Annotated in this window: 19 protein-coding genes; 7 read left to right on the top strand and 12 right to left on the bottom strand. The window is 72.3% G+C overall.

The genetic code is table 11. From position 1 onward, the window contains the following. Positions 1-40: 40 nt before the first annotated feature. The 3 genes from GUI43_RS22365 to GUI43_RS22355 all read right to left on the bottom strand — a co-directional run bounded on the left by GUI43_RS22365 (position 41) and on the right by GUI43_RS22355 (position 2,311). Positions 41-1,069 carry a 6-phosphofructokinase gene (locus GUI43_RS22365; RefSeq protein WP_091408060.1) on the bottom strand — a complete coding sequence of 343 codons (1,029 nt, stop codon included), beginning with the start codon at positions 1,067-1,069 and terminating at the stop codon, positions 41-43. Between the two features lie 162 nt (positions 1,070-1,231). Then, on the bottom strand, positions 1,232-1,735 hold the full coding sequence (locus tag GUI43_RS22360; RefSeq protein WP_091407580.1) for a pyridoxamine 5'-phosphate oxidase family protein: 504 nt from the start codon (positions 1,733-1,735) through the stop codon (positions 1,232-1,234). Positions 1,736-1,813: 78 nt separating this feature from the next. Then, positions 1,814-2,311: a polyadenylate-specific 3'-exoribonuclease AS gene (locus tag GUI43_RS22355; RefSeq protein WP_091407578.1), complete on the bottom strand. Its 498-nt coding sequence runs from the start codon at positions 2,309-2,311 to the stop codon at positions 1,814-1,816. Between the two features lie 269 nt (positions 2,312-2,580). Here GUI43_RS22355 and GUI43_RS22350 point away from each other — a divergent pair, with 269 nt between their 5' ends. Next, positions 2,581-3,273, top strand: coding sequence for a Crp/Fnr family transcriptional regulator (locus GUI43_RS22350; protein WP_091407574.1), 693 nt, complete (start codon positions 2,581-2,583; stop codon positions 3,271-3,273). Positions 3,274-3,442: 169 nt separating this feature from the next. Here GUI43_RS22350 and GUI43_RS33955 read toward each other — a convergent pair whose 3' ends face one another. Next, positions 3,443-3,595 (bottom strand): hypothetical protein, encoded by a 153-nt coding sequence (locus GUI43_RS33955; RefSeq protein WP_170158774.1) that lies wholly within the window; start codon positions 3,593-3,595, stop codon positions 3,443-3,445. A gap of 212 nt (positions 3,596-3,807) precedes the next feature. Between GUI43_RS33955 and GUI43_RS22345 the strand changes: the two genes are divergently transcribed. Then, positions 3,808-5,028, top strand: coding sequence for an MFS transporter (locus tag GUI43_RS22345; RefSeq protein WP_112699719.1), 1,221 nt, complete (start codon positions 3,808-3,810; stop codon positions 5,026-5,028). Positions 5,029-5,085: 57 nt separating this feature from the next. Here the strand turns inward: GUI43_RS22345 and GUI43_RS22340 are convergent, their stop codons facing one another. Next, positions 5,086-5,343 (bottom strand): hypothetical protein, encoded by a 258-nt coding sequence (locus GUI43_RS22340; RefSeq protein WP_084597913.1) that lies wholly within the window; start codon positions 5,341-5,343, stop codon positions 5,086-5,088. 118 nt (positions 5,344-5,461) lie between these two features. Here GUI43_RS22340 and GUI43_RS22335 point away from each other — a divergent pair, with 118 nt between their 5' ends. After that, positions 5,462-8,971, top strand: coding sequence for an AAA family ATPase (locus GUI43_RS22335; RefSeq protein ID WP_249037822.1), 3,510 nt, complete (start codon positions 5,462-5,464; stop codon positions 8,969-8,971). Positions 8,972-8,999: 28 nt separating this feature from the next. Here GUI43_RS22335 and GUI43_RS22330 read toward each other — a convergent pair whose 3' ends face one another. Further along, positions 9,000-9,692 (bottom strand): lysophospholipid acyltransferase family protein, encoded by a 693-nt coding sequence (locus GUI43_RS22330; protein ID WP_112582788.1) that lies wholly within the window; start codon positions 9,690-9,692, stop codon positions 9,000-9,002. A 322-nt stretch (positions 9,693-10,014) separates the two neighbouring features. On the opposite strand from GUI43_RS22330, the gene GUI43_RS22325 reads away from it, so the two are divergent. Together GUI43_RS22325 and GUI43_RS22320 are read left to right on the top strand one after the other, a co-directional pair. Then, complete coding sequence (locus tag GUI43_RS22325) at positions 10,015-10,866, top strand: DUF308 domain-containing protein (RefSeq protein ID WP_112582789.1); 852 nt, start codon at positions 10,015-10,017, stop codon at positions 10,864-10,866. Positions 10,867-11,025: 159 nt separating this feature from the next. Then, positions 11,026-12,522 carry an alpha,alpha-trehalose-phosphate synthase (UDP-forming) gene (locus GUI43_RS22320; RefSeq protein WP_249037821.1) on the top strand — a complete coding sequence of 499 codons (1,497 nt, stop codon included), beginning with the start codon at positions 11,026-11,028 and terminating at the stop codon, positions 12,520-12,522. A 19-nt stretch (positions 12,523-12,541) separates the two neighbouring features. Here the strand turns inward: GUI43_RS22320 and GUI43_RS22315 are convergent, their stop codons facing one another. From GUI43_RS22315 to GUI43_RS22290, 6 genes are all read right to left on the bottom strand, one after another. Next, positions 12,542-13,360, bottom strand: a complete 819-nt coding sequence (locus GUI43_RS22315; protein ID WP_112699718.1) for an alpha/beta hydrolase — start codon at positions 13,358-13,360, stop codon at positions 12,542-12,544. Continuing rightward, positions 13,357-14,763 (bottom strand): flavin-containing monooxygenase, encoded by a 1,407-nt coding sequence (locus tag GUI43_RS22310; RefSeq protein ID WP_112699727.1) that lies wholly within the window; start codon positions 14,761-14,763, stop codon positions 13,357-13,359. Before GUI43_RS22310 ends, GUI43_RS22315 begins: the two co-directional genes overlap by 4 nt. Positions 14,764-14,880: 117 nt before the next feature. Further along, a complete protein-coding gene (locus GUI43_RS22305) occupies positions 14,881-15,573 on the bottom strand; it encodes an endonuclease/exonuclease/phosphatase family protein (protein WP_112699717.1) in 693 nt (230 codons plus the stop codon). 11 nt (positions 15,574-15,584) lie between these two features. Beyond that, positions 15,585-16,532, bottom strand: a complete 948-nt coding sequence (locus GUI43_RS22300) for an ROK family glucokinase (protein ID WP_112699716.1) — start codon at positions 16,530-16,532, stop codon at positions 15,585-15,587. Between the two features lie 76 nt (positions 16,533-16,608). Further along, the gene (locus GUI43_RS22295) at positions 16,609-17,313 is read right to left on the bottom strand and encodes a hypothetical protein (RefSeq protein WP_112699726.1); all 705 of its coding nucleotides are present in this window, start codon (positions 17,311-17,313) and stop codon (positions 16,609-16,611) included. A gap of 31 nt (positions 17,314-17,344) precedes the next feature. Continuing rightward, positions 17,345-17,800, bottom strand: coding sequence for an SRPBCC family protein (locus tag GUI43_RS22290; RefSeq protein ID WP_091407559.1), 456 nt, complete (start codon positions 17,798-17,800; stop codon positions 17,345-17,347). A gap of 118 nt (positions 17,801-17,918) precedes the next feature. On the opposite strand from GUI43_RS22290, the gene GUI43_RS22285 reads away from it, so the two are divergent. Both GUI43_RS22285 and GUI43_RS22280 read left to right on the top strand, forming a co-directional pair. Continuing rightward, positions 17,919-19,733, top strand: a complete 1,815-nt coding sequence (locus tag GUI43_RS22285) for an AMP-dependent synthetase/ligase (protein WP_112699725.1) — start codon at positions 17,919-17,921, stop codon at positions 19,731-19,733. Positions 19,734-19,747: 14 nt separating this feature from the next. Next, positions 19,748-21,439, top strand: coding sequence for a sensor histidine kinase (locus tag GUI43_RS22280; RefSeq protein ID WP_112582795.1), 1,692 nt, complete (start codon positions 19,748-19,750; stop codon positions 21,437-21,439).

The raw sequence follows: 21,439 nt of genomic DNA, 5'->3' as shown, positions 1-21,439 counted from the left end.
CGCGGCGGACCCGCAGGCCCGCCGCGCCGCCGACGATCGATCAGCTGCCGAAGAAGACCTCGGCCTCGGCGTACCGCTCCAGCGGCACGGTCTTCAGCTCGCGGGTGGCCTCAGCCAGGGGCACCCGGACAATGTCGGTGCTCTGCATCGCGACCATCTTGCCCCAGTCGCCGTCGTTGACGGCGTCGATGGCCTGCAGGCCCAGGCGGGTGGCGAGCACCCGGTCGAAGGCGGTCGGGGTGCCACCGCGCTGGATGTGGCCCAGCACCACGGTGCGGGCCTCCTTGCCGGTCTTGGCCTCCAGCTGCTCGGCGAGCCACTGGCCGATGCCGCCGAGGCGGACGTGGCCGAACGAGTCGAGCTCCTGGTTGGCGAGGACCATCTGGCCGTCGAGCGGCTGGGCGCCCTCGGCGACCACGACGATCGGGGCGTACTGGTGCTGGAAGCGCTTCTCGACGTAGCCGGCCACCTGGTCGACGTCGAACTGACGCTCGGGCAGCAGGATCACGTTGGCGCCGCCGGCCAGACCGGCGTGCAGGGCGATCCAGCCGGCGTGCCGGCCCATCACCTCGACGACCAGGGTGCGGTGGTGGCTCTCCGCGGTGGTGTGCAGCCGGTCGATGGCCTCCATCGCGATGTTGACCGCGGTGTCGAAGCCGAAGGTGTAGTCGGTGGCGCCGAGGTCGTTGTCGATCGTCTTCGGCACGCCGACGACGTGCACGCCCAGCTCGTAGAGCTTGGTGGCCACGCCGAGGGTGTCCTCGCCGCCGATCGCGATCAGCGCGTCCACGCCCTGGGCGGCAAGGTTGTCCTTGATCCGCTCGACGCCGTTCTCGATCTTGAACGGGTTGGTACGGGACGAGCCGAGGATGGTGCCGCCGCGGGGCAGGATGCCGCGAACGTCGGCGATGTCCAGCGGGCGGGACAGACCCTCAAGCGGGCCCTTCCAGCCGTCCCGGAAGCCCACGAACTCGTGACCGTAAGTGGCGACGCCCTTGCGGACCACCGCCCGGATGACCGCGTTGAGACCGGGGCAGTCGCCGCCGCCGGTGAGCACGCCGATACGCATGATCCGCTCATCCTCCTGGAGCATCAGGTAAAGCCCGATATGCCCCAGGGTATGTGTCAGGTCAGACCATCGGCGCCGTTGCCGGCCCGGGGCGGGCCGTCACTGCGAACTGTAGTCGGCCCGCCGGTACGACGACAGCGCGCCCCGGGCACCCACCCCCGGTCAGTAGGTCACCTCGTGGTTCTCGCCGGCCGTCGGTGGCCGGCCGGTGACCGCGGCCCTCGCGTAGTCGAGCAGGTTCACCACAGTGCTGTTCGGCGAGTCCCAGTACTCGGCCGAGCTGGCGTGCACCTTGATCAGCGTGAGACCGGAGGTGTCCAGCCCGTCGGGGAACCACGCCTTGAGCAGCGGGTTCCACAGCTGCTCGGCCCGGGCCCGGTCGAACCCCTCGGTGGCGGTGCCGGAGATCGACACCCACGCGTTGTGCTTCTGATCGGAGAAGGCGACATTGACCTCCGGGTTCACCCGGATCTGGCGGACCTTGGCCGAGTCGGCGTAGGCGAAGAACCACAGCTCGCCGTCGAACTCGGCCTCCTGGAGCCCCATCGGTCGACTCACCTGCCGACCGTCCAGGGCAGTCGTGGTGAGCATGCAGATCCGCGCGGCCCGGGCCAGGCCGGTGACCCGGGCGCGTGCCTCCGCGGCGCTGCTCGGCTGGTCGCTCATGGCAATCTCCCTCGGCTCGGCTGGTCGAACCGTTGCCCGGGACAGAACCGGTCAAACCTCCGGCGGCGGGGGCACCACTCAGCGGGCGGTCATCGCCCGCCAGCGGGCCAGGTTGTGCCGGGCGTCGACCAGAGCGTCGTGCCGGGCCGCGTCCGCGTCGGGCAGGGGCGGCCGGCCCCGGTCGTCCCAGAGCTGCCGCAGCTCCTTGGTGTAGCGGGGAATCTCCCGGGGCAGCGCCGGCATCGCACCCCAGAGCTGGGCGAGCACCACGTGGTCGTACGCGGCGAACCAGGCCCACAACTCCAGCTGCTCCCCCGGCCGGTCCCGGATCGGCTCCATCAGGAAGTCGTACAGGTCGTCGCGGATGCGCTCACGCGAGCGCCAGGCCCGGTCCGCCGGGGAGGGGAGCTTGTCCAGCACGTTGCGTCGGACCCAGGGCACGGCGCGGGAGTCGTCGAACTCGGTGGAGACCGCGTAGAACTCGCGGCCGTACTCGTCGACGACACCGATCGAGACGAGGTCGACGGTCGTGCCGTCCTCGATGAACTCGCAGTCGTAGAAGTAGCGGTAGACCATTCCGGGCATCCTCGCCCACCGCCGTACGGCCGCGCCCGGCGGGGCCCGTCCGGAGGCCCGTCGAGCCACGGCGACACCTCGTGAACGACGCGTCGCAGCTCGTGACGGTCACGGAAGTGCTTCGAGGGGTGTACAGCAAGCGACCGGACCGTCATGATCTGATGTGTACCGCTACCGGACGCCGAATCGGTGTCAGTTCACCTTGTCGGGGCCCATCAGGTTCGCCCGGTGAGCGAGTTGTGGTCCATGACCGGGGGAGGGGTTGGGCCGTGGAGGTTCGCCTGCCGGAGCCGGGTGACGCGCTCACGGGTGTCGAGATGTTCGCCGGGCTGGAGCCCGAGGTGCGGCAGCGTGTCATCGCCGCCGCCGTTCCGCGCACCTATCGCAAGGGCCAACTGCTCTTCGTGGAGAACGACCCCGGCGAGTCCCTGATCGTGCTGCGCCGCGGCGCGGTGGCGGTCTTTCGCACCGCACCCACCGGCGAGCGGGCCGTGCTGTCGGTTATCCGTCCACCGGACGTGCTCGGTGAGGTCTCCCTGCTCGACGCGTCCACCAGGTCCGCCTCGGCGGAGGCCATCGAGGACTGCGCGGCGCTCGCGCTCTCCCGGGGCGCGTTCATGGAGTTGGTGCACTCCAACCCCCGCATCCTGGACGCGGTGATGCGCTCACTGGGCGGGCTGATCCGCCGACTCACCGAGCAGAACGCCGACCACGTCTTCCTCGACCTGCCCGGTCGGGTGGCCAAGACGCTGGTGCGGTTGGCCGGCGAGAGCCAGGCACCGATGATCACGATCGAGCTCAACCAGAGCCAACTGGCTGAGATGGCCGGTGGTTCCCGGCAGAGCGTCAACCAGGCGATCGGCTCGTTCGCCAGCCGTGGTTGGCTGCGCACCGAGGGCCGCCGCATCGTGGTGACCGACGTGGCCGCGCTGCGCCGCCGCGCCGGCATGGCCGACCGCTGACCGACCGGCCCGCCCCGGTTTCGTCGGCGGCCGAGCGTTCGATCTGGACGGCCGTCACCCGTCGCCGACCAACTCCCCCACCCGTACGCACGGCTGCGCCGGCTGCCAGTGGCAGCCGGCGTCACCGTGCACGCGGTTCAGCGCGCGGGGCTCAGCGGGTCGGGCCGACTCAGCGGGTCGCGCCCGGCCAACGGGCCGCGGTCGACTGGTAGCCCGGTCCGGCCCAGAAACCCGGTCCGGCCCAGAAACCAGGTCCGGCCCAGATGCCCGGTCCGGCCCAGCCGCTCGCGGTGGTGGTGGTGGTCGTCGTCGTGGTCGCCATGTCGTCCCCCTGGTCGATTGTGTGGTTCCTGTCGTGCCTGTCTTGCCGAGGACGCTACGGCGTAGAGCGGTGGGACGAAATAGGACAAATCGACATGAATCACTGGCTGAAGAGCGGTTGTTGGCCTCCACACCACGCTGACAAGGTTGCCGCGCCCGCCCCTGTCCCAGGGCCCGTGCCGACATACCCGCAGCAGTGAGGAGCCACCGGTCATGTCATTACTCCGCGGCAATGTCGCATTTCGTCGGTACTGGTCGGCGCGCCTGGTGTCGTACACCGGTGATCAGCTGGCCCGGACGGCGCTGCTGATCGCCGTCTACGACCGGCACGGCGGCGGCGCGGTCGCCCTGCTGCTGCTGGCATCGACGGTGCCCCGGCTGCTCGGACCGTTGCTCGGCGCCCTGGCCGACCGGTTCGACCAGCGCCGGCTGATGATCGGTTGCGACACCGCCCAGGCGTTGACGTACCTCGCCGTCGCGCTGCTCGCGCCGCCCCTGCCCGTCCTGTTGGCGCTGATCACCGCGGCTACCACGGCCGCCACCGCGTTCACTCCCGCCGGACGCAGCCTGCTCCCCCGCCTGGTCGATCGCGAGCAACTGCCGGCGGCGAACGCGCAACTCGCGACGGGCGTCAACATCGGGCTCGCTGCCGGGCCGGCCGTCGGCGGCCTCCTGCTGGCGACCCTCGGGCTGACCGTCACGCTGCTCGTGGACGCGGCGACCTTCGTTCTCTCCGCGTTGCTGATCGGCGGAGTCCGGACGCTCTCGACGACCGTCGCGACCCGCCGGTCCGAGCCACTGCACACGGTGCTGCGCGAAGGGTTGCGGGTGGTCCGAGGGCACAGCGTCGTCCGTGCGGTCTCGGTCGGGTTCCTGGTGATGGTGATGTTCGCCGCGCTGGACAACCTCGCCATCGTCCCTCTCGGACGCGCCGAACTGGGCGCCACCGAGGTCACTATCGGTTTGCTGGGCACCGCCTACGGCGTCGGCATGGTGCTCGGTCCCATGTGCCTGGCGAGAACCGGCGTACGCATCCGGATGGACCTGGTCCTCTACGGCGCGTTGCTCGCGCTCGGCGCCGGAACGCTGGTCACCGGCCTCAGCCCGGTGATCGCGCTCGCCATAGCCGGTCAGGCGGTGGCCGGTGTCGGCGCGGGCTGGCACAACGTCGCCGCCGACACCCTCATCCAGCAGAACGTGCCGGCCGAACGGCTCGGCGTGGTGTTCGGCACCGTCTACATGTTCCCGTACGCGGCGGAGGCACTGGCCTACGCCGTCGGCGCACCGTTGTTGGCGGTGGTCGGGCCACGATGGGTGCTGGTCGTCTCGGGGTTGGGTGTGCTGGCCACCCTGGGGCTGATCGCTCCCCTGCTCACCCGGGCCCTGGGGCTACGTCTGCCGACGCCGGGCAGGTTCGCAGCGGCCAACGGGTGAGACCGGACAGACAGGTGCGGTCGGTGGACCGATGGCCCGCCGACCGCACCCTGGCGATCAGTTCTCCGTGCTGTCGGCCGGCGGCGCACCCGGCCCCGGCCCGATCTTCTTCGGATCGGTCGGCTTACCAGCCGTGGACGTGCTCGACGAGGTGGTCGTGGTCTCCCCCGACCCGCCCGACTGACCCTCAGGCTCTTCCACCATGCCCTGCTCCTCCAGTTCGGCGAGAGTGACCGCATCGACGTCGATCGTGTCGCCCGGCGCCCACAGCGTGCCACCCGGATCGGTCCACGAGGCGGACAGTCGTACCTGCACGGCACTCTCCCTGACATGAAACTTCCTGGTACGGAACACTAACCCCGACCGATCGATGCCGTTGCCCGTCCGCACGTCGGGTAGCCGACTGGCCGACCGGCCGCGATACTGACCTCTCTTGCCCACGGAGCTGAACATCGACCTCAAGTGTGGACACTGCGCACGCGCGGCCGGGCCGGACGACCGCTTCTGCGGCGGGTGTGGCCAGCCGCTCGGGGTCAACTGTGCGCACTGCGGGCATGCCAACAGCACCGAGGTCAACTTCTGCACCAGCTGCGGTCAACCGCTGCGGGACCACGCCGTCGCGGTGCAGGAGGACCGGCGTCAGGTCAGCGTGCTCTTCGTCGACATCGTGGACTTCACCAGCTACGCGGAGCGGGCCGACCCGGAGCAGGCCCGTGGTCTGCAGCAGACCTACTTCGCCACGGTGCGTCGGATCGTGCACCAGTACGGCGGGGTGGTCGAGAAGTACATCGGCGACGCGGCGATGGCGCTGTTCGGCGCGCCGGTGGCCACCGACAACGACGCGTTGCGGTGTGTCCGCGCCGGCCTGGAGCTGCAACGGAACCTGGCCCGCCAGCCCGCCGGTCCGCAGCCGCCGCTGAGCTTCCGGGTCGGCATCGCGACCGGCGAGGCCCTGGTCGACCTCTCCGCCACCCGCGACGGTGGGCAGGCCTTCGTGACCGGAGATGTGGTCAACACGGCCTCCCGCCTACAGGGGTTCGCCCCTCCGGGCGGTGTCGTCGTCGACGAGAGCACCTGGTCGGCCACCCGACACGAGATGGAGTACGCCGACCAGCCACCGGTCACCCTGCGCGGCCGGTCCGCGGTGAGCCGGATCTGGCTGGCCGTCCAGGTGCGGCCACACCGGGACCCACGCGGCGCCGAGCTGACCCCGATGGTGGACCGGGAACACGAGCGCGGCCTGCTGGTCAACGCGCTGCACCGGATGGTGACCGAGCGGACCTCCCAGTTGGTGACGGTGTTCGGCCCGGCCGGTGTGGGCAAGAGCCGGCTGCTGCGCGAACTGGCCAGGCACGCCGGCAGCATGCCCGGCCCGCCGATCACCTGGCTCGTCGGGCAGTGCCCGCCGTTCGGCGAGAACGTCACCTGGGCCGCGCTGTCGGACATCGTGAAGACCTGGGTGGGCGTGCCGGAGGTCGACGACCCGGCCGCGCTGCGCGAACGGCTGCGGGCCCGGCTGGGGCAGCTCGCCGACCCGCACGCGACCCGGTTGGCCGAGGCGCTCGGGCCGCTGATCGGCGTACCCGGTGAACGGCTCACCCCCGGCGAGACCGAGGCCGCCTGGCGGCGGTTCCTGCTCGCCCTGGCGGCCACCGGCCCGACCGTGCTGGTCTTCGAGGACATGCACTGGGCGGACCAGGCGATGCTAGCCTTCGTCGAGCAGTTGGGCGCGTCAGCACGCGGCGTACCGCTGCTGGTCGTCGCAACCGCCCGGCCGGAGCTGCGGGAACGGAACCCGGCCTGGACCGGCACGATCAGCGGCGCGATGTCCATCTCGGTGCCGCCGATGCACGACACCGACATCGACACGCTGTACTCGCTGCTCCTTGGCCAGGCGACGCTGCCGTCCAGCTCGCGTACCCCGCTGATCGAGTTCGCCGACGGCAACCCGCTCTACGCCCAGGAGTACGCCCGGATGCTGCTGGACGGCGGCCTGCTCGACGCGGTCGGTCCGACCCCCCGCCTCGACCTCGACGGCGGCGCGGAGATGCCCCGCACCGTGCAGGCGGTCATCGCCAACCGGCTCGACCTGTTGGACCCGGCCGACCGGGCGGTGCTCCAGGCCGCCGCCGTGGTCGGCGTGGTGTTCTGGGCCGCGCCGGTGGCGATGGCGCTGGGGCGGCCGGTGGAGTGGGTGGAGCGCGCGCTGGACCGCCTGCAACGTCGCGACCTGGTGTACGAGCAGAGCACGTCGACGATGCCCGGCCAGCCCGAGTACCGGTTCCGGCACATCCTGGTGCGCGACGTCTGCTATCAGCGGCTGCCCAGGGCCGAGCGGGTGCTGCGCCACCAACGCACCGCCGACTGGATGGCGCAGCTCACCGACGGCCGGCAGTACGACCTGGCCGAGGTGCTGGCCAACCATCGCTGGGCGGCACACGAGATCGCCAGGACCGTCGGGTTGGACACCGCCCCCTACGCCCCGCCGGCGCGGGCCGCGCTGCACCGGGCGGCCCGCCGGGCGTACGAGCTGCACGCGCTGGACACCGCCGCCGCGCTGGTCGGCCGGGCGCTGGCCCTGGACGTCGGGCCGGACCCGGCGCTGGAGCTGTTCGACGCCGAGCTGGCGTTCTATCGGGACGGGGACGCCTTCCTGGTGGCGGGGGGCACGGACACCCTGACCCGGCTGGCCGAGCGGCTCACCACCAGCGGCGACCGGACGGGGGCGGCCCGCGCCTGGACGCTGCTCGCCACCGCCGCGTGGAGTCGCGCCGACCGCTCGACGACCCTGCGCTTCCTGGACCAGGCGATCGGCATCTACAGCGACCTACCGGACAGTCAGGAGAAGGCGAGCGCCCTGCTGGAGCTGGCCCGGGTGCACATGCTGAACGCGGAGACCGAACCGGCGTGCACCGCGGCGCGGGCGGCGGAGTCCCTCGCCGAGCGGCTCCAGCTGCGCGAGGTCCAGGCCAACGCGCGGATCACCCTGGCCGTGGCGCGCTACCTGTCCGGCTCCGCCGAGGCGTTCCCGGAGCTGGCGGAGGTGACCGAGCACTGCCGGGTGGAGCGACTCACCAGTCGGCGCCGGGCGGTGCAGAACCTCGCCTGGGCGTTGCAGGAGGAGGGCGACCTGGCCGGCTCGGCCCGGTTGGTCGACGAGCAGCTCACCCTCGACCTGGGCGGCGAGCACAGCCTGGCCACCAGCTTCGCCGACCAGTGGGCGCGGTCGTACTACGCGGGTGACTGGACGGCGGCGCTGGCGATGGCGGCGGAGTCGACCCGACGGCCGACCGCCGAGTGGGACCTGCACATCGTGGCGGTCTCGGGTTGGATGCGCGGGCTGGCCGGAGCCGAGCTGGTCGGACCCGACGGGCCCGACGAAACTGCGGGGCCGGCCGCAACGGGTGGGGATCTGGTCGAGCAGGCGCTGGTCGCGGCGCGGCGCACCGGTTTCCACCGGGTGCTGCGCTCCACCCTGGCGCACGCCGCCCTCTGCCGGGCGGTGCAGGGCCGCCGCGACGAGGCGATGGCGCTGCTCACCGAGCTGGACGACGACTGGCAACGGACCCGGATGATTCCGTTCGCGGAGTGGGTGCCGGCCGTCGGGCACGTCGCCGGAGTGCTCGGCGCGGACGCGGCCCGGCTGGTCCGGCAACTGCTCGACCGGGCGCCCCGGATGACTCCGTGGGCTCACGCGACCGGTCAGGTAGCCGACGCCACGTTGGCCCGGCACGCCGGGGACGCCTCGACCGCGGCGAACCTGCTGCGCTCGGCGGCGGCGAGCTACGCCCGGATGACCGACGTGACCGACGAGATCATCACGCTGGCGCTGGCCATCGGCCCGCTGGCCGAGACCGACCCACCCGCCGCCGCGGCGACCCGCGCCCGCCTGCACGACTTCGCCACCCGTCACCGCGCGCCCGCCCTGCTCCACCTGCCCTGACCGCCGACCGGGCCGGCCCGGCGGTGGCTCAGGCGGCCAGCGGCGTCGGGACGGGCTGCTTGAGCTTCTGGGCGTAGACGTCCACGTACTCCCGACCGGAGAGCTCCATCAACTCGTACATGATCTCGTCGGTGACCGCGCGCTCGACGAACCGGTCGCCGGCCAGCCCGGCGTAGCGGGAGAAGTCCAGCGGCGCCCCGAACCGGATCTTCACCCGGTCGATCTTGGGGATGAGCTTGCCCGGCGGCTGGATCTCGTCGGCGTTGAGCATGGCCACGGGCACCACCACCGCGCCGCTCTCCAGGGCGAGCCGGGCCACCCCGGTCTTGCCCCGGTAGAGCCGCCCGTCCGGGGAGCGGGTGCCCTCGGGGTAGATGCCGGCCACTCCCCCGGCCCGCAGCACCTGCAACTGGGTGTCCAGGGCGGCGCGCGCGGCCCGACCACCGGAGCGGTCCACCGGAATCGTGCCGGTGCCGACGAAGAACATCTTGGTCAGCCAGCCCTTGATCCCCTTGCCGGTGAAGTACTCGGCCTTGGCGACGAAGGTGACCTTCCGGGCGGTGATCAACGGTGTGAAGATCGAGTCGGAGAAGGAAAGGTGGTTGCTCGCCAGGATCACCGGGCCGGTCGCCGGCACGTTGCGCAGGCCCTCCACCTGCGGGCGGAAGATCAGTTTGAGCAGCGGACCGAGGATGACGTACTTCAGCAGCCAGTAGAGCACCGGCGTCCTTTCCCGTGGTGTGCCCGCGACAGCGCCAGCCGTCGTCGCCGACGAGCCTACGAAGCGAGCGCTCTCACCACAACGGACGACGTTCGGGGGCCGAGGTATCGCCGGCCGCGATCACCGAGATCGCACTTGTCGCGCAAGAACGGACAAAGGAGCCGCGCCGCGACCTGCGGGAGCAGCCGGGACTTTGGAAGACGCGACACAACGCACTCCCGGAACCATGCCCTGACGTGTCACGATTCAGAGCACGGCGTGCGGACGGGCGCCGAAGGGCAGCGGTGGCCGCGCCGGAAGGCGCGTTAAGGGGGATGTCCGGGTGTCAGCGGGTGGGGCCCGCCGGGGACGGCGGGACAACGGGCTCGACGCGAACGAGTACGCCGTCGTCGGCGACGTCGATCCGCGCGTCGGTGAACACCTGCTCGACGTGCTGGCCGCCGGCGGGATTGCCGCCTACCTCCAGCCCTCCGCCGACCTCAACCCGGTCACCCGCACCACCACCGTGCCGGCCCGGCCGGTCGACCGGCTCTACGTCGACCGCTCGCACCTGACCACCGCCCGGGACTACCTGACCCAGCTCGCCGACGAGACCGCTCCGGAGCAGCCACCGGCTCGTGACGAGCCGGACATCGACGCCGAGTGGGCGCGGATCGTGGCGGGCTTCCACACCACCTCCACGCCCGGTGACCACCCGTGGCCAGCGTCGGAGGACGTGGACGAGCGGGACAACCGGGACGAGTCGACCTCCGGGCCGCTGACCCGCTCCGGCACCGACGAGCCCGGTCCGACCGCCACCGACGTTCGCCGGCTGCCGTCCGCGACGGACATCTCCGGGATCTCAGTGGGGCGCGGCACCCGACCGGACGAGCCGTCGCTGCTGGACGGGTTGGACACCTTCGGCGCCGACCTGCCCGACGACGAGGACGACGAGGGTTACCACCCACCGCCACCACCGCCGCTGCCGCGGGTCAGCAAGTACGCGGTGATCGGCGTGCTCGGGGTGGTCGTCGGGTTCGTGCTGTTCCTCTTCCCGTGGCTGCTCCCGATCGACCGCTCCGCGGTGACGCTGTTCGGGTTCACCGGCATCCTGGCCGGTTTCGTCACGCTGATCTGGCGGCTGCGCCCCGGCGACGAGGACGAGGACGACCCGGACAACGGCGCCGTCGTCTGAAGGTCGGCCCGCATCCCGGGACAGCAGCGCCCCGCCGTGGGCGTAACAGTGGTGTAACTTACTGTCAGTAGGAATACCGCTGTACGTCACTTCCCCCGCTGACTGACCGGTTTTTCCTTGCTCGCGGCGGTCAGTCCTCTGCTGATCGGAATGCCCGAGATGCGACAGAGTTCTCTCGTGGTGGTGGCCAACCGCCTCCCCATCGACGACAATCAGGCCCCCGACGGGGCCTGCGAGTGGCGGCGCAGCCCGGGCGGGTTGGTCAGCGCACTGCACCCGCTCCTGCGGCACACACCGGCGACCTGGGTCGGCTGGGCCGGTGGCACCGGTCCGGCCCCCGCCCTGCCGGACGTGGACGGCGTGCGGATGCACACCGTCGCGCTCAGCCCGGAAGACCTGCGCGACCACTACGAGGGGTTCGCCAACGCCACCCTCTGGCCGCTCTACCACGACTCCGTGGAGCAGCCGCAACACCACCGCCGCTGGTGGGAGGCGTACCAGCGGGTCAACCAGCGCTTCGCCGAGGCGACCGCGCAGGTGGCCGAGCCGGGCGGGGTGGTCTGGGTGCAGGATTACCACCTGCAACTGGTCCCCGGCCTGCTGCGCGCGCTCCGCCCGGACCTGCGCATCGGGTTCTTCCTGCATGTGCCGTTCCCGCCGCCGGAGCTGTTCATGCAACTGCCCCGCCGGGCCGAGTTGTTGCGCGGCATGCTCGGCGCCGACCTGGTCGGCTTCCAGCGGGTGCAGGCGGCGCACAACTTCGCCCAGTTGGTGACCCGGGTGCTGGAGCTGCCGGCCACCGACCGGCGGATCGGCATCGACGACCGGGTCGTCCGCATCGGCGCCTTCCCGGTCTCCATCGACACCGCCGAGATGGCCGCGCTCGCCGACCGTCCGGACGTGGCCGCCCGGGCCCACCGGCTCCGTCAGGACCTCGGCGATCCCCGGCAGGTCGTCCTCAGCGTCGACCGGATGGACTACACCAAGGGCATCGAGCAGCGCCTCAAGGCGTACAGCGAGTTGCTCGCCAGCGGCGACGTCAAGGTCCGCGACACGGTGCTGGTGCAGGTCGCCATGCCGAGCCGGGAACGCGTCGGCCAGTACCAGATCCTGCGCGAGCGCATCGAACGCGAAGTCGGCCGGATCAACGGCGAGTTCGGCCGGGTCGGTGAGCCGGCGATCCACTACCTCACCCAGCCCTTCGACCGGGCCGAACTGGCCGCGCTCTACCGGGTCGCCGACGTGATGGCGGTGACCCCGTTGCGCGACGGAATGAACCTGGTCGCCAAGGAGTACGTGGCCGCGCGGGTCGACGACACGGGCGCACTGCTGCTCAGCGAGTTCGCCGGCACCGCCGCCGAGCTGTCCCAGGCGTACCTGGTCAACCCGCACGACCTGGAAGGGCTCAAGCAGGGCCTGCGTGAGGCGCTGCGGGCCGACCCGGCCGACGCCACCCAGCGGATGCGGGCCATGCGCGCCCACCTGCACCAGCACGACATCCGGGCCTGGGCCCGCTCCTACCTGCGCGCCCTGGACGACGGCGGCGGCCTGATCAGCCGCCTGACCAGCACCGACACCGTCTCCGACGGCGCCGCTCGGGTGCCCCGGCCGGCCACCCCGGCCGGCAGCCCGGCCGTCCACCAGGCCGGCGGCTGACCGCCGGCGGCCTGGCCGCTCAGTGCGCCACCGGCTCCTTCTCCAGCCAGTCCAGGATCGCGTCGATCGGCTCCGCCCACCGCGCGTCCAGCATCAGGTCGTGGCCCATCCCGGGAAAGAGCAGCGGGGCCGACCCGTACCGGCGGGCGACCCGGGTCAACGTCGACGCCGGCACCACCCGGTCGTCCGGGCTGCCCAGCACCAACACCGGGGGCGCGCCCACGGCCGGCTCGGCCTCCGGCTCACCCAGCAGCGCCCACTGCGCCCGCCGACCCGCCCGACCTAGGCGTCCGACATACCGCCGGGCCTCCTCGTCGGGCAACTCGCGGCTGAACAACTGCCCCCGGTTGAGCCGCAACGGCCCGCCGAACACCGCCGGCAACGTGCCCGCCGGGTTGCGGCGCAACGCCGCGCCCAGCACTCCCCAGCCGCCGAAGACCGGCGCCACCAGCACCGCGCCCCGCGCCGGGTAGCGGGCCAACGCGTGTGCCACCACCAGGGCCCCGGCGCCGTGCCCCACCAGCACCGCCTGCCGCGGCAGGCTCGCTGCCACCTGGACCACGTCGTGGGCGTACGCCCGCAGCGTCGCCTCCGGCGCCGGCTCGCTGCCACCGTGCCCGCGCAGGCTCACCGCGTACGCCGGGAACCCCCGCGACGCCGCGTGACCCAACCAGTGCTCGGCGAACGCCCACGCGCCGTGCCCGAACCCGGGTACGAACAGCAGCGGCGGACGCCCCTCCTCCAGCTCGGGGACCGCGCTGAGCACCTCCCGCCGGGCCGGCCGGACCGGCCGGGACCACTCCCGGCCCCGCATGACCCGCAGCTCGCTCGCGCTCATTTGCCCTCCAGCTCGACCAGAGCGCGTTGGATGGCGCGCAGATAGTCGGCGTGCCCGACCTCGAACCAGTGCCGGCTGCTGTCCTTGACCGGCCCGGAGTACCGCTCCCCGGCCCGCTCTCGCACCCGCTGCGCGAACGCGGTGGCCCGCTCCGGCCGGTCCCGACGGGCCTGGAGCAGTCGGGCGAAGAGCACCGTCTGCCAGTGCGACAGGGTGAACAACCCGGAGTCCGGTTGCAGCAGGCCGGCGACGGCCAGGGTCGGGTGCCCCGGGGTGAACGCGTTGAGCCACAGGGTGGGCCGGCCCGCGCCCGCGCTGTCGGAGAACACCGACGCGTCGAGGAACTCGAAGCGCGGCAGGTAACCGGTGGCGAAGACGACCACCTCGGGGTCGATCTCGCGGCCGTCGGCCAACTCCACCGCGTACGGGTGGAACCGGGCGACGTCCGGCACCGGGCCGATCGCGCCGTGGCCCACGTAGTAGACGAGCTGACTGTTCGCGATGGGGTGCGTCTCGTACACCCTGTGGTCGGGCTTGGGCAGGCCGAAGCGGGTCAGGTCGCCGACGGTCAGCCGCAGCGTCCAGTGGTAGAGCCACTGCCGCACCCGCAGCGGCACCCGCAAAGCCAACAGGGTGTCGTTGACCTGGTCGGCGGGGCGACCGAGGACGTACTTCGGCGCGTACCAGTAGCCGCGCCGGGTGGAGTGCCAGCAGCGTGACGCCTGCTGGGCGGCCTCGACGGCGATGTCGCAGCCGGTGTTGCCGGCGCCGACCACCAGCACCCGCTTGCCGCGCAGCTGCGCCGGGTCCTTGTAGGACGAGGCGTGCATGATCTCGCCACGGAACTGTTCGAGGCCCTCGTAACGGGGCAGCTTCGGCGACCAGTTGTGGCCGTTGGCGATCACCACGGCGGCGTACCGGGCGGTGCGCTCGGGGCCGTACCCGCCGGTGGAGCGGGTGGTCACGTCCCACCGGTCCCCTTCGACGGGCTGGACCCTGATCACCTCGGTGCCGAACCAGATGTGCGAGCGCAGGTCGAAGTGGTCGGCGTACCGCTCGAAGTAGGACAGCACCTGACCGTGGTGCGGGTAGTCGGGCCAGGAGTCCGGCATCGGGAAGTCGGGGAACTGGGTGAAGGGCTTCGACGAGATCAGGTGGGTGCTGGCGTACACCGGGCTGCGGTCGTGCCGCCAGTTCCAGGCGCCGCCGACGCCCGTCTCCCGCTCGTAGCAGTCCACGCCGAACCCGTGCTCGCGCAGGTTCTTGATGGCCGTCAGGCCGCTGGCCCCGGCCCCGATGACGCAGACCGTGTCGCCCCGGTCGGAGACCGGGCGGCCCTCGCTGTTCGCCGCGGGCGAGGTCGCCTCCGGGTCGGGCCGGCCGTGGTCGGTGGAGGTGGACACCGGGGACATCTCCTTTTGGTACGGCAGGCGTGCCGGTCGCCGCGAAATCCTCTCCACAACCGGGCCGGATGTCCAGTCCTGGACCGGACGCGTCGACTGTCGAGCCGGGGTCGGGGGTCAGCCGGCGGTGGGCAGCAGCAGGTCGACCAGGACCGGGAAGTGGTCGCTGGCCCGGCGGGTCTGCGGGGTGTCCACCACGTCGTAGTCGACCACTGTGATCCGCGGGTCGACGAACAGCGCGTCGATGCGTCGGCGCGGGTCGGCGCAGGAGTAGGTGAGCCGCTCGGCCCGGTCGGCCGCCACCGCCGTGTCGGTCAACCCGCGCGACACTGTGGCCCAGGCGGGCCCGTCCGGCCCCTCGTTGAGGTCCGCCCCGGCCAGCACCGGGCTGGTCGCCGCGTCCAGGCCACGCTTGAACTCGGCGGCCTGGGACGGCCGCTCGGCCGGGTCGGTGGACAGGTGCGAGCCGGCGAGGGTGAACCGGGCGTCACCGACCCGGCAGTCGGCGTACGCGGCGCCACGCAGGTGCCGGCCGGGGGTCAGCGGGAAGCGCTGGCAGCGGGTGGCCAGCACCTGGACCCGCAGGCTGGTCAGGATCAGGTTGCCCAGGGCGGGCAGCCCACCGGCGGCCACCACCAGACCGAACGACTCGGCCAACGTGGCGGACTTCTGCCGCCACCGGAACCGGCGCGGCCCCTCCTGCACGATCACCACGTCCGGCGTCGCCGCCCGGACCACCGCCGCCAGCGCGGCGGTGTCGTCGCGCTGGCTGTGGATGTTGTACGACACCACGCGCAACGGCACGCCCATCCCCGGACGCCTCAGATCCGGCGGGCCAGGTCGGCGGCGCCGATCACCCCGGCGCTGTTGCCCAGCTCCGCCGGGAGCACCTCGGCCACCGGCAGGCGACCGCGCTGGGCGAGCGCGTCGAGGTACGAGCGGCGGGTGGGACCGAGCAGCAGGTCACCGGCGTCGATCACGCCGCCGCCGACCACCAGTGTCTGCGGGTCGAGGATCTGCGCCATGTCGGCGAGGCTGGTGCCCAGCCACCGACCGATCTGGGCGAACGCCTCGGCGGAGACCGGGTCGCCACCCTGCGCGGCGGCGGTCACCATCGGGCCGGTGATCGCCTCGGCCTCACCGCCGGCCAGCTTCAGCAGGGCGGTGGCCCGGTTGGGCTCCTGCCGGGCGCCGGCCCGGGCGAACCGGACCAGGGCGCTGCCGCTGGCGTACTGCTCGATGCAGCCCAGCCGGCCGCAGCCGCACTGGTGCCCGTCCGGCACGGCCAGCATGTGGCCCAGCTCCGCGGCGATGCCGTGCGCGCCGCGCATCAGGTCGCCACCGAGGACGATGCCGCCACCCACACCGGTGCCGATGGTGAACATGATCATCGAGTCGTCGGCGTCGCGGGCCGCGCCGTAGCGGAACTCGGCCCACGCGGCGACGTTCCCGTCGTTCTCCACGATCACCGGCAGCCCGACTGCCTCGCTGACGTACTCGCGCAGCGGTTCGTCACGCCAGGCCAGGTTGGGAGCGAAGAGCACAGTCGAACGGCCGGCGTCGATCCACCCGGCCGCGCCGATGCCGACGGCCTCGATGGTCCGCCCGGCAGCCAGCTCGCCGACCAACTCGATGATGACGTCGCGGGTCTTGGCCACGTCATCGGCGGGAGTGTCCCGTCGGGTCTGCACGAGGACCGTGCCGGTGTCGTCCACGACACCGCCGGCCACCTTCGTGCCACCGACGTCGACTCCGATGGTCAGCGTCACCGCTACCGCCCCCCTCTGCTGTGCTGTCCGGCCCAGGTTCCGGCCCAGTGCCGGTCCGGGTCGGAAGGTCCCGCGCTCAGGCGCCGTCGCCCGATGCTTCCGCGTCGGCGTCATCGGGCACCCGCGAGGCGGGCACCACGGAACGGGTGGTCGGTGCCGGTACGGTCGCCGTCCCGGCCTCGTCGACGGGTGGTACGGCGGCCGGGGCGAGTGGGTCCGCCGTCCGGGTGGCGACCGACCAGACATCCCGCTCCGGCGCCGGCTGAGAATCATGCCCGGTACGGGTGGCATCGCGCCACACGTGGTCGTCGACGGTCGCGGTGGGCGGGGCGCTCGGGGGTGGCTCGGGGAGCACGTCGTCGGTGCTCGCGGCGGGTGCCGGCGCGGGCGGGGTGGTCGGCTCGGCGGCCGGCGCGGTGGGGTTCGGCGCGGACGGTTCCGGCGGGGAGAACGCGCGGAGCAGGCTGGCGACGCCCGCGGCGAGGTCACCGGCGCCGGTCGCGAGCCGTTCGGCGAATTCCGGACTCGGATCCCGCAACGCGGCGATGCCCCGACAGACCGGGCAGACGCAGCATTCGGCCGAACCGGTGGCGAAAGCACCACCGGCGCCGGAGCGGGCGTCCGGGCCCGCGCTGTGACCGAGGACACCGGACAGCATCCCGCCCAACGAGCCGAACGCGCCGCCCGCCGAGCCGGCGGAGGCCAGTCGCGCCCCTGCCAGCAGGGTGGCGACCAGCCGCTCCGCCTCTTCCCGGGCCGAACCCGGATCCGTTCCGCCCACCGTCGGCTCCTCTACCGTGCCACCGGACACGTCACTGCGCCGCACCGGTTGCTTCTACCCGGCGCTTGAGCTGCTTCAACGCGGTGTCCATGATCATCTTTTCGGCTTTGCGCCGAAACATCCCGAGCATGCCGACCGACAGGTCGACCTCCAGCGTGTAGGTCACCGTCGTGCTGCCGTCCGGGTTACCCACCAGGTCGTACGAACCACGCTGGGCCTTCTGCATCTTCGAGGGGGCGACCAGGTGCCACTCGATCCGGGACAGATCCTCGGCGTACTCGTAGGCGAGCACGTACTCGTCGGCCATCACCCCGGCGTCGATGGTGAAATGCACCTGACTGGCGTAGCCGTCCTCGTACTCCTCGACGACCTCGGCGCGACGCACCGCGTCGGTCCACTCCGGGTAGCGCGCGAAGTCGCAGATGACCGCCGTCACCCGATCCGGTGCGGCGCCGATAATGATCGACTGGGTGGAGGAGTCCGCCATGGGGGGAGGCTACCTGCCTCCTGGTTGTCTCACCCCGACCGCCCGCCGGGTAGGTTTCGACACATGCCGACGCCACGGCGGCGGCCGGCCCAACCAGTGCGAGCACGAAGGAGTGCAGGTGCGCGAGTTCTCCGTTCCGCCGATCGTCACCGTTGGCGACGCGGCCAACCTCACCGATCCGGTCTGGGACAACGCCGAAGTCGCGCCCGACACCGTCCAGTTCGCCCGACCCACCCCGCGCGCCGACGGCACCGTCACCGAATGGACCGAGGTGACCTGCCTCCAGTTCCGCGACGAGGTGGCCGCCGTGGCCCGCGGGCTGATCGCCGCCGGCATCGAGCCCGGTGCCCGGGTCGGGCTGATGAGCCGCACCCGCTACGAGTGGACGCTGCTCGACTACGCCATCTGGGCCGTCGGCGCGGTGACCGTGCCGATCTACGAGACGTCGAGCGCCGAGCAGGCCGCGTGGATCCTTGAGGACTCCAACGCGGTCGCCGTCGTGGTGGAGAGCGAGGCGCACGCCGCCCTGATCGCCGGTGTCCGGCACCGGCTGCCCGAGCTGGGCCAGGTCTGGCAGATCGACAGCGGCGGGGTCGACGAGCTGGTCACCACCGGCGCCACGGTCGAGCTGGCCGAGGTCGAGCGGCGACGCAAGGCCGTCCGCGCCGGCGACCTGGCCACGATTATCTACACCAGCGGCACCACCGGCCGCCCCAAGGGCTGCGTGCTCACCCACCGCAACATGTACGCCGACATCGCCAACGCGGTGCCGGTGCTGCCGAACCTGTTCAACGCCGGCGCGAGCACCCTGCTCTTCCTCCCGCTGGCGCACGCCTTCGCCCGACTCATCCAGATCGGCGTCGTGCAGGCGCGAGCCACCATGGCGCACTGCGCCGACACCAAGAACCTGGTCGCCGAGCTACAGGCGTTCCGACCGACCTTCGTGCTCTCCGTACCCCGGGTGTTCGAGAAGGTCTACAACGCCGCCAAGCAGAAGGCCGAGGCGGACGGCAAGGGCGGCATCTTCGCCCGGGCCGAGCAGGTCGCCATCGCGTACAGCGAGGCGCTGGAGACCCCGGGCGGCCCGGGCCTGGCGCTTCGCGCCCAGCACGTGGTCTTCGACCGGCTGGTCTACCGCAAGCTGCGCGCCGCGCTCGGCGGACGGTGCCGGGACGCGATCTCCGGCGGCGCGCCACTCGGCGCCCGGCTCGGCCACTTCTTCCGGGGCATCGGCGTGACGGTCCTGGAGGGCTACGGCCTCACCGAGACTTCGCCCGCCGCCGCCGCGAACCTGCCCAGCGGCACCCGGATGGGCACCGTCGGCCGCCCGCTGCCCGGCGTGACAGTGCGGATCGAGGACGACGGCGAGATCCTGATCTCCGGCGAGCTGATCTTCCAGGGTTACTGGCGCAACGAGACCGCGACGGCCGAGACGATCAGCGCCGACGGCTGGTTCCGCACCGGCGACCTGGGCCAGCTCGACTCCGACGGCTACCTGAGCATCACCGGCCGCAAGAAGGAGCTGATCGTCACCGCCGGCGGCAAGAACGTCGCCCCGGCGGTGCTCGAGGACCTGGTCCGGGCGCACCCGTTGATCAGCCAGTGTGTCGTGGTCGGTGACCGGAAGCCGTTCATCGCGGCGCTGGTCACCGTCGACGAGGAGGCGCTGCCGACCTGGCTGGAGAACGCCGGGATGCCCCTCGACACCCCTGTCGAGCAGTTGCGCGAGCACGAGGGCCTCCGCAAGGAGATCCAGGCGGCGGTCGACGCCGCGAACCAGGCCGTGTCGAAGGCCGAGGCGATCAAGGTGTTCCGGGTCCTGCCCCACGACTTCACCGAGGCGACCGGCGAGCTGACCCCGTCGCTCAAGGTCAAGCGCCAGGTTGTCCACAAGACGTACGCGGCGGAGATCGCCGATATCTACCGAGGCTGACTACCATCCGTCACGTGCCCGCATCCACAGCCACCGCCCCGCACCCGCATCCCCTCGCCGCGGCCGCCCGCGTGGTGATGCTGGCGCTGATCGCCATCCTGACCCTGTTCGCCACCCGCGACGTCACCCAGCTGTGGTGGATCGCGCTGCTGGCGGTGGCCGGGCTGCCGTCGCTGCTGGCACCGCAGCACCGGCTGGTCGGCCCGCTGAGCCGGGTGGCCGAGGTGGTGGTGCTGGGGCTGGCAGCGAGCCACGTCGCCGCGGTGGCGTCGATCGGCGGCACTGTCGACGGCCTGGGCGCGTCGGCGGTGCTGCCCTACCTGGCGGTCCCGGTGACAGTCACCGCGCTGCGCCGCCGCTTCCCGGAGGGCGCCGCGCTGCTCGTGGTCACCGCCGCCACCCTGCTGCTCAGCGGCGCGTTGACCCGGGTCGACGGTGGTCTCCAGCTCGGCCAGCTGGGTTACCTCGCGGTCTGCGCGCAGTGGCTGATCCTGGCGGCGCTGGGGCTCTACGCCGCCGGCACGCTGCACCGGGTGATGGCGGTCCGCGGTGAGGGCAAACCGCAGCCGTACGCCGAGGCCACCCGGCTGCTGACCCAGCTGCGGACGGTGGCCCGGCAGCTGCCCGGGGCGACCCTGGACCCGGGCGGCATCTCCGAGCACCTGCTGGAGGAGCTGCGCACGGTGGCCCGCGCGGACCGGGGCGCGGTGCTGTCGGCCAGCGGCGGAGGTCGCCTCGTGGTGCTCGCCCAGGCCGGCGTCGACCGGGTGGACTGGGAGACGACGCTGGACGCGGACTCCGCGATCGCCGACGCCTGGGCAACCCAGCAGGCCACCACGGCCGCCCGGTCGCAGTCCCGCTCGCACCGCGGCGGCGACGTGTCCGCGCTGATCATTCCGCTGGTCGCCGGGGTGCGCACGGTGGGGCTGGTGGTGCTGGAGGCGGACGCCGCGCACGCGTACCCGCCGCCGGTGGTGTCCCGGGTGACCGCGCTGACCCGCCCCGCCGCGCTGCGGCTGGAGGCGGCGCTGCTCTTCGACGAGGTCCGCTCGCTGGCCACCAACGAGGAGCGGCAGCGGCTGGCCCGGGAGATCCACGACGGGGTGGCACAGGAGCTGGTGATGGTCGGCTACGGCATCGACAACGCCCTGGCCACCGTCTTCGACGACGCCGACGAGACCGCCGAGGCCCTGCGTACGCTGCGCGGCGAGGTGACCCGGGTGATCCAGGAGCTGCGGCTGAGCCTCTTCGAGCTGCGCAGCGAGGTGGACCGGCAGGGTGGGTTGGCCGCGGCGATCGCCGAGTACGCGCGCACCGTTGGCGCGTCCGGAGGGCTGCGGGTGCACCTCTCGCTGGACGAGTCCACCGCCCGACTGCCGGCCGCCACCGAGGCCGAGTTGCTGCGCATCGCGCAGGAGGCGGTGACCAACGCGCGCAAGCACGCCGGGGCGTCGAATTTGTGGGTCACGTGTGAGGTCGACCCCCCGTACGCGCAAATAGAAGTGTCGGATGACGGTCAGGGGATGGCTGACCAGCGCCCGGACGGGCGGTACGGTCTTGCGATCATGGCCGAGAGGGCGGAACGTATCCGGGGCCGGTTGGAGATCAGGCCGCGGCAACCCAGCGGCACGACCGTGGCGGTGGTTCTCGGCACCTCGGCCCGGCGCGATAACGTGCGCGGCAGCGCAGCACCAGAAGGGGAGTAA

The organism is Micromonospora noduli, assembly GCF_003264365.1.
Taxonomy (GTDB): domain Bacteria; phylum Actinomycetota; class Actinomycetes; order Mycobacteriales; family Micromonosporaceae; genus Micromonospora; species Micromonospora noduli.
Note: the sequence above shows the minus strand (reverse complement) of the source record. Positions and strands in the feature narration are given on the sequence as shown.

What these genes read in the sequence shown, in the direction of transcription:
- GUI43_RS22305 (WP_112699717.1), bottom strand. Translation starts at nt 15,573, where the DNA reads ATGGGCGTGCCGTTGCGCGTGGTGTCGTACAACATCCACAGCCAGCGC.
- GUI43_RS22365 (WP_091408060.1), bottom strand. Translation starts at nt 1,069, where the DNA reads ATGCGTATCGGCGTGCTCACCGGCGGCGGCGACTGCCCCGGTCTCAAC.
- GUI43_RS22320 (WP_249037821.1), top strand. Translation starts at nt 11,026, where the DNA reads ATGCGACAGAGTTCTCTCGTGGTGGTGGCCAACCGCCTCCCCATCGAC.
- GUI43_RS22290 (WP_091407559.1), bottom strand. Translation starts at nt 17,800, where the DNA reads ATGGCGGACTCCTCCACCCAGTCGATCATTATCGGCGCCGCACCGGAT.
- GUI43_RS22355 (WP_091407578.1), bottom strand. Translation starts at nt 2,311, where the DNA reads ATGGTCTACCGCTACTTCTACGACTGCGAGTTCATCGAGGACGGCACG.
- GUI43_RS22315 (WP_112699718.1), bottom strand. Translation starts at nt 13,360, where the DNA reads ATGAGCGCGAGCGAGCTGCGGGTCATGCGGGGCCGGGAGTGGTCCCGG.
- GUI43_RS22345 (WP_112699719.1), top strand. Translation starts at nt 3,808, where the DNA reads ATGTCATTACTCCGCGGCAATGTCGCATTTCGTCGGTACTGGTCGGCG.
- GUI43_RS22360 (WP_091407580.1), bottom strand. Translation starts at nt 1,735, where the DNA reads ATGAGCGACCAGCCGAGCAGCGCCGCGGAGGCACGCGCCCGGGTCACC.
- GUI43_RS33955 (WP_170158774.1), bottom strand. Translation starts at nt 3,595, where the DNA reads ATGGCGACCACGACGACGACCACCACCACCACCGCGAGCGGCTGGGCC.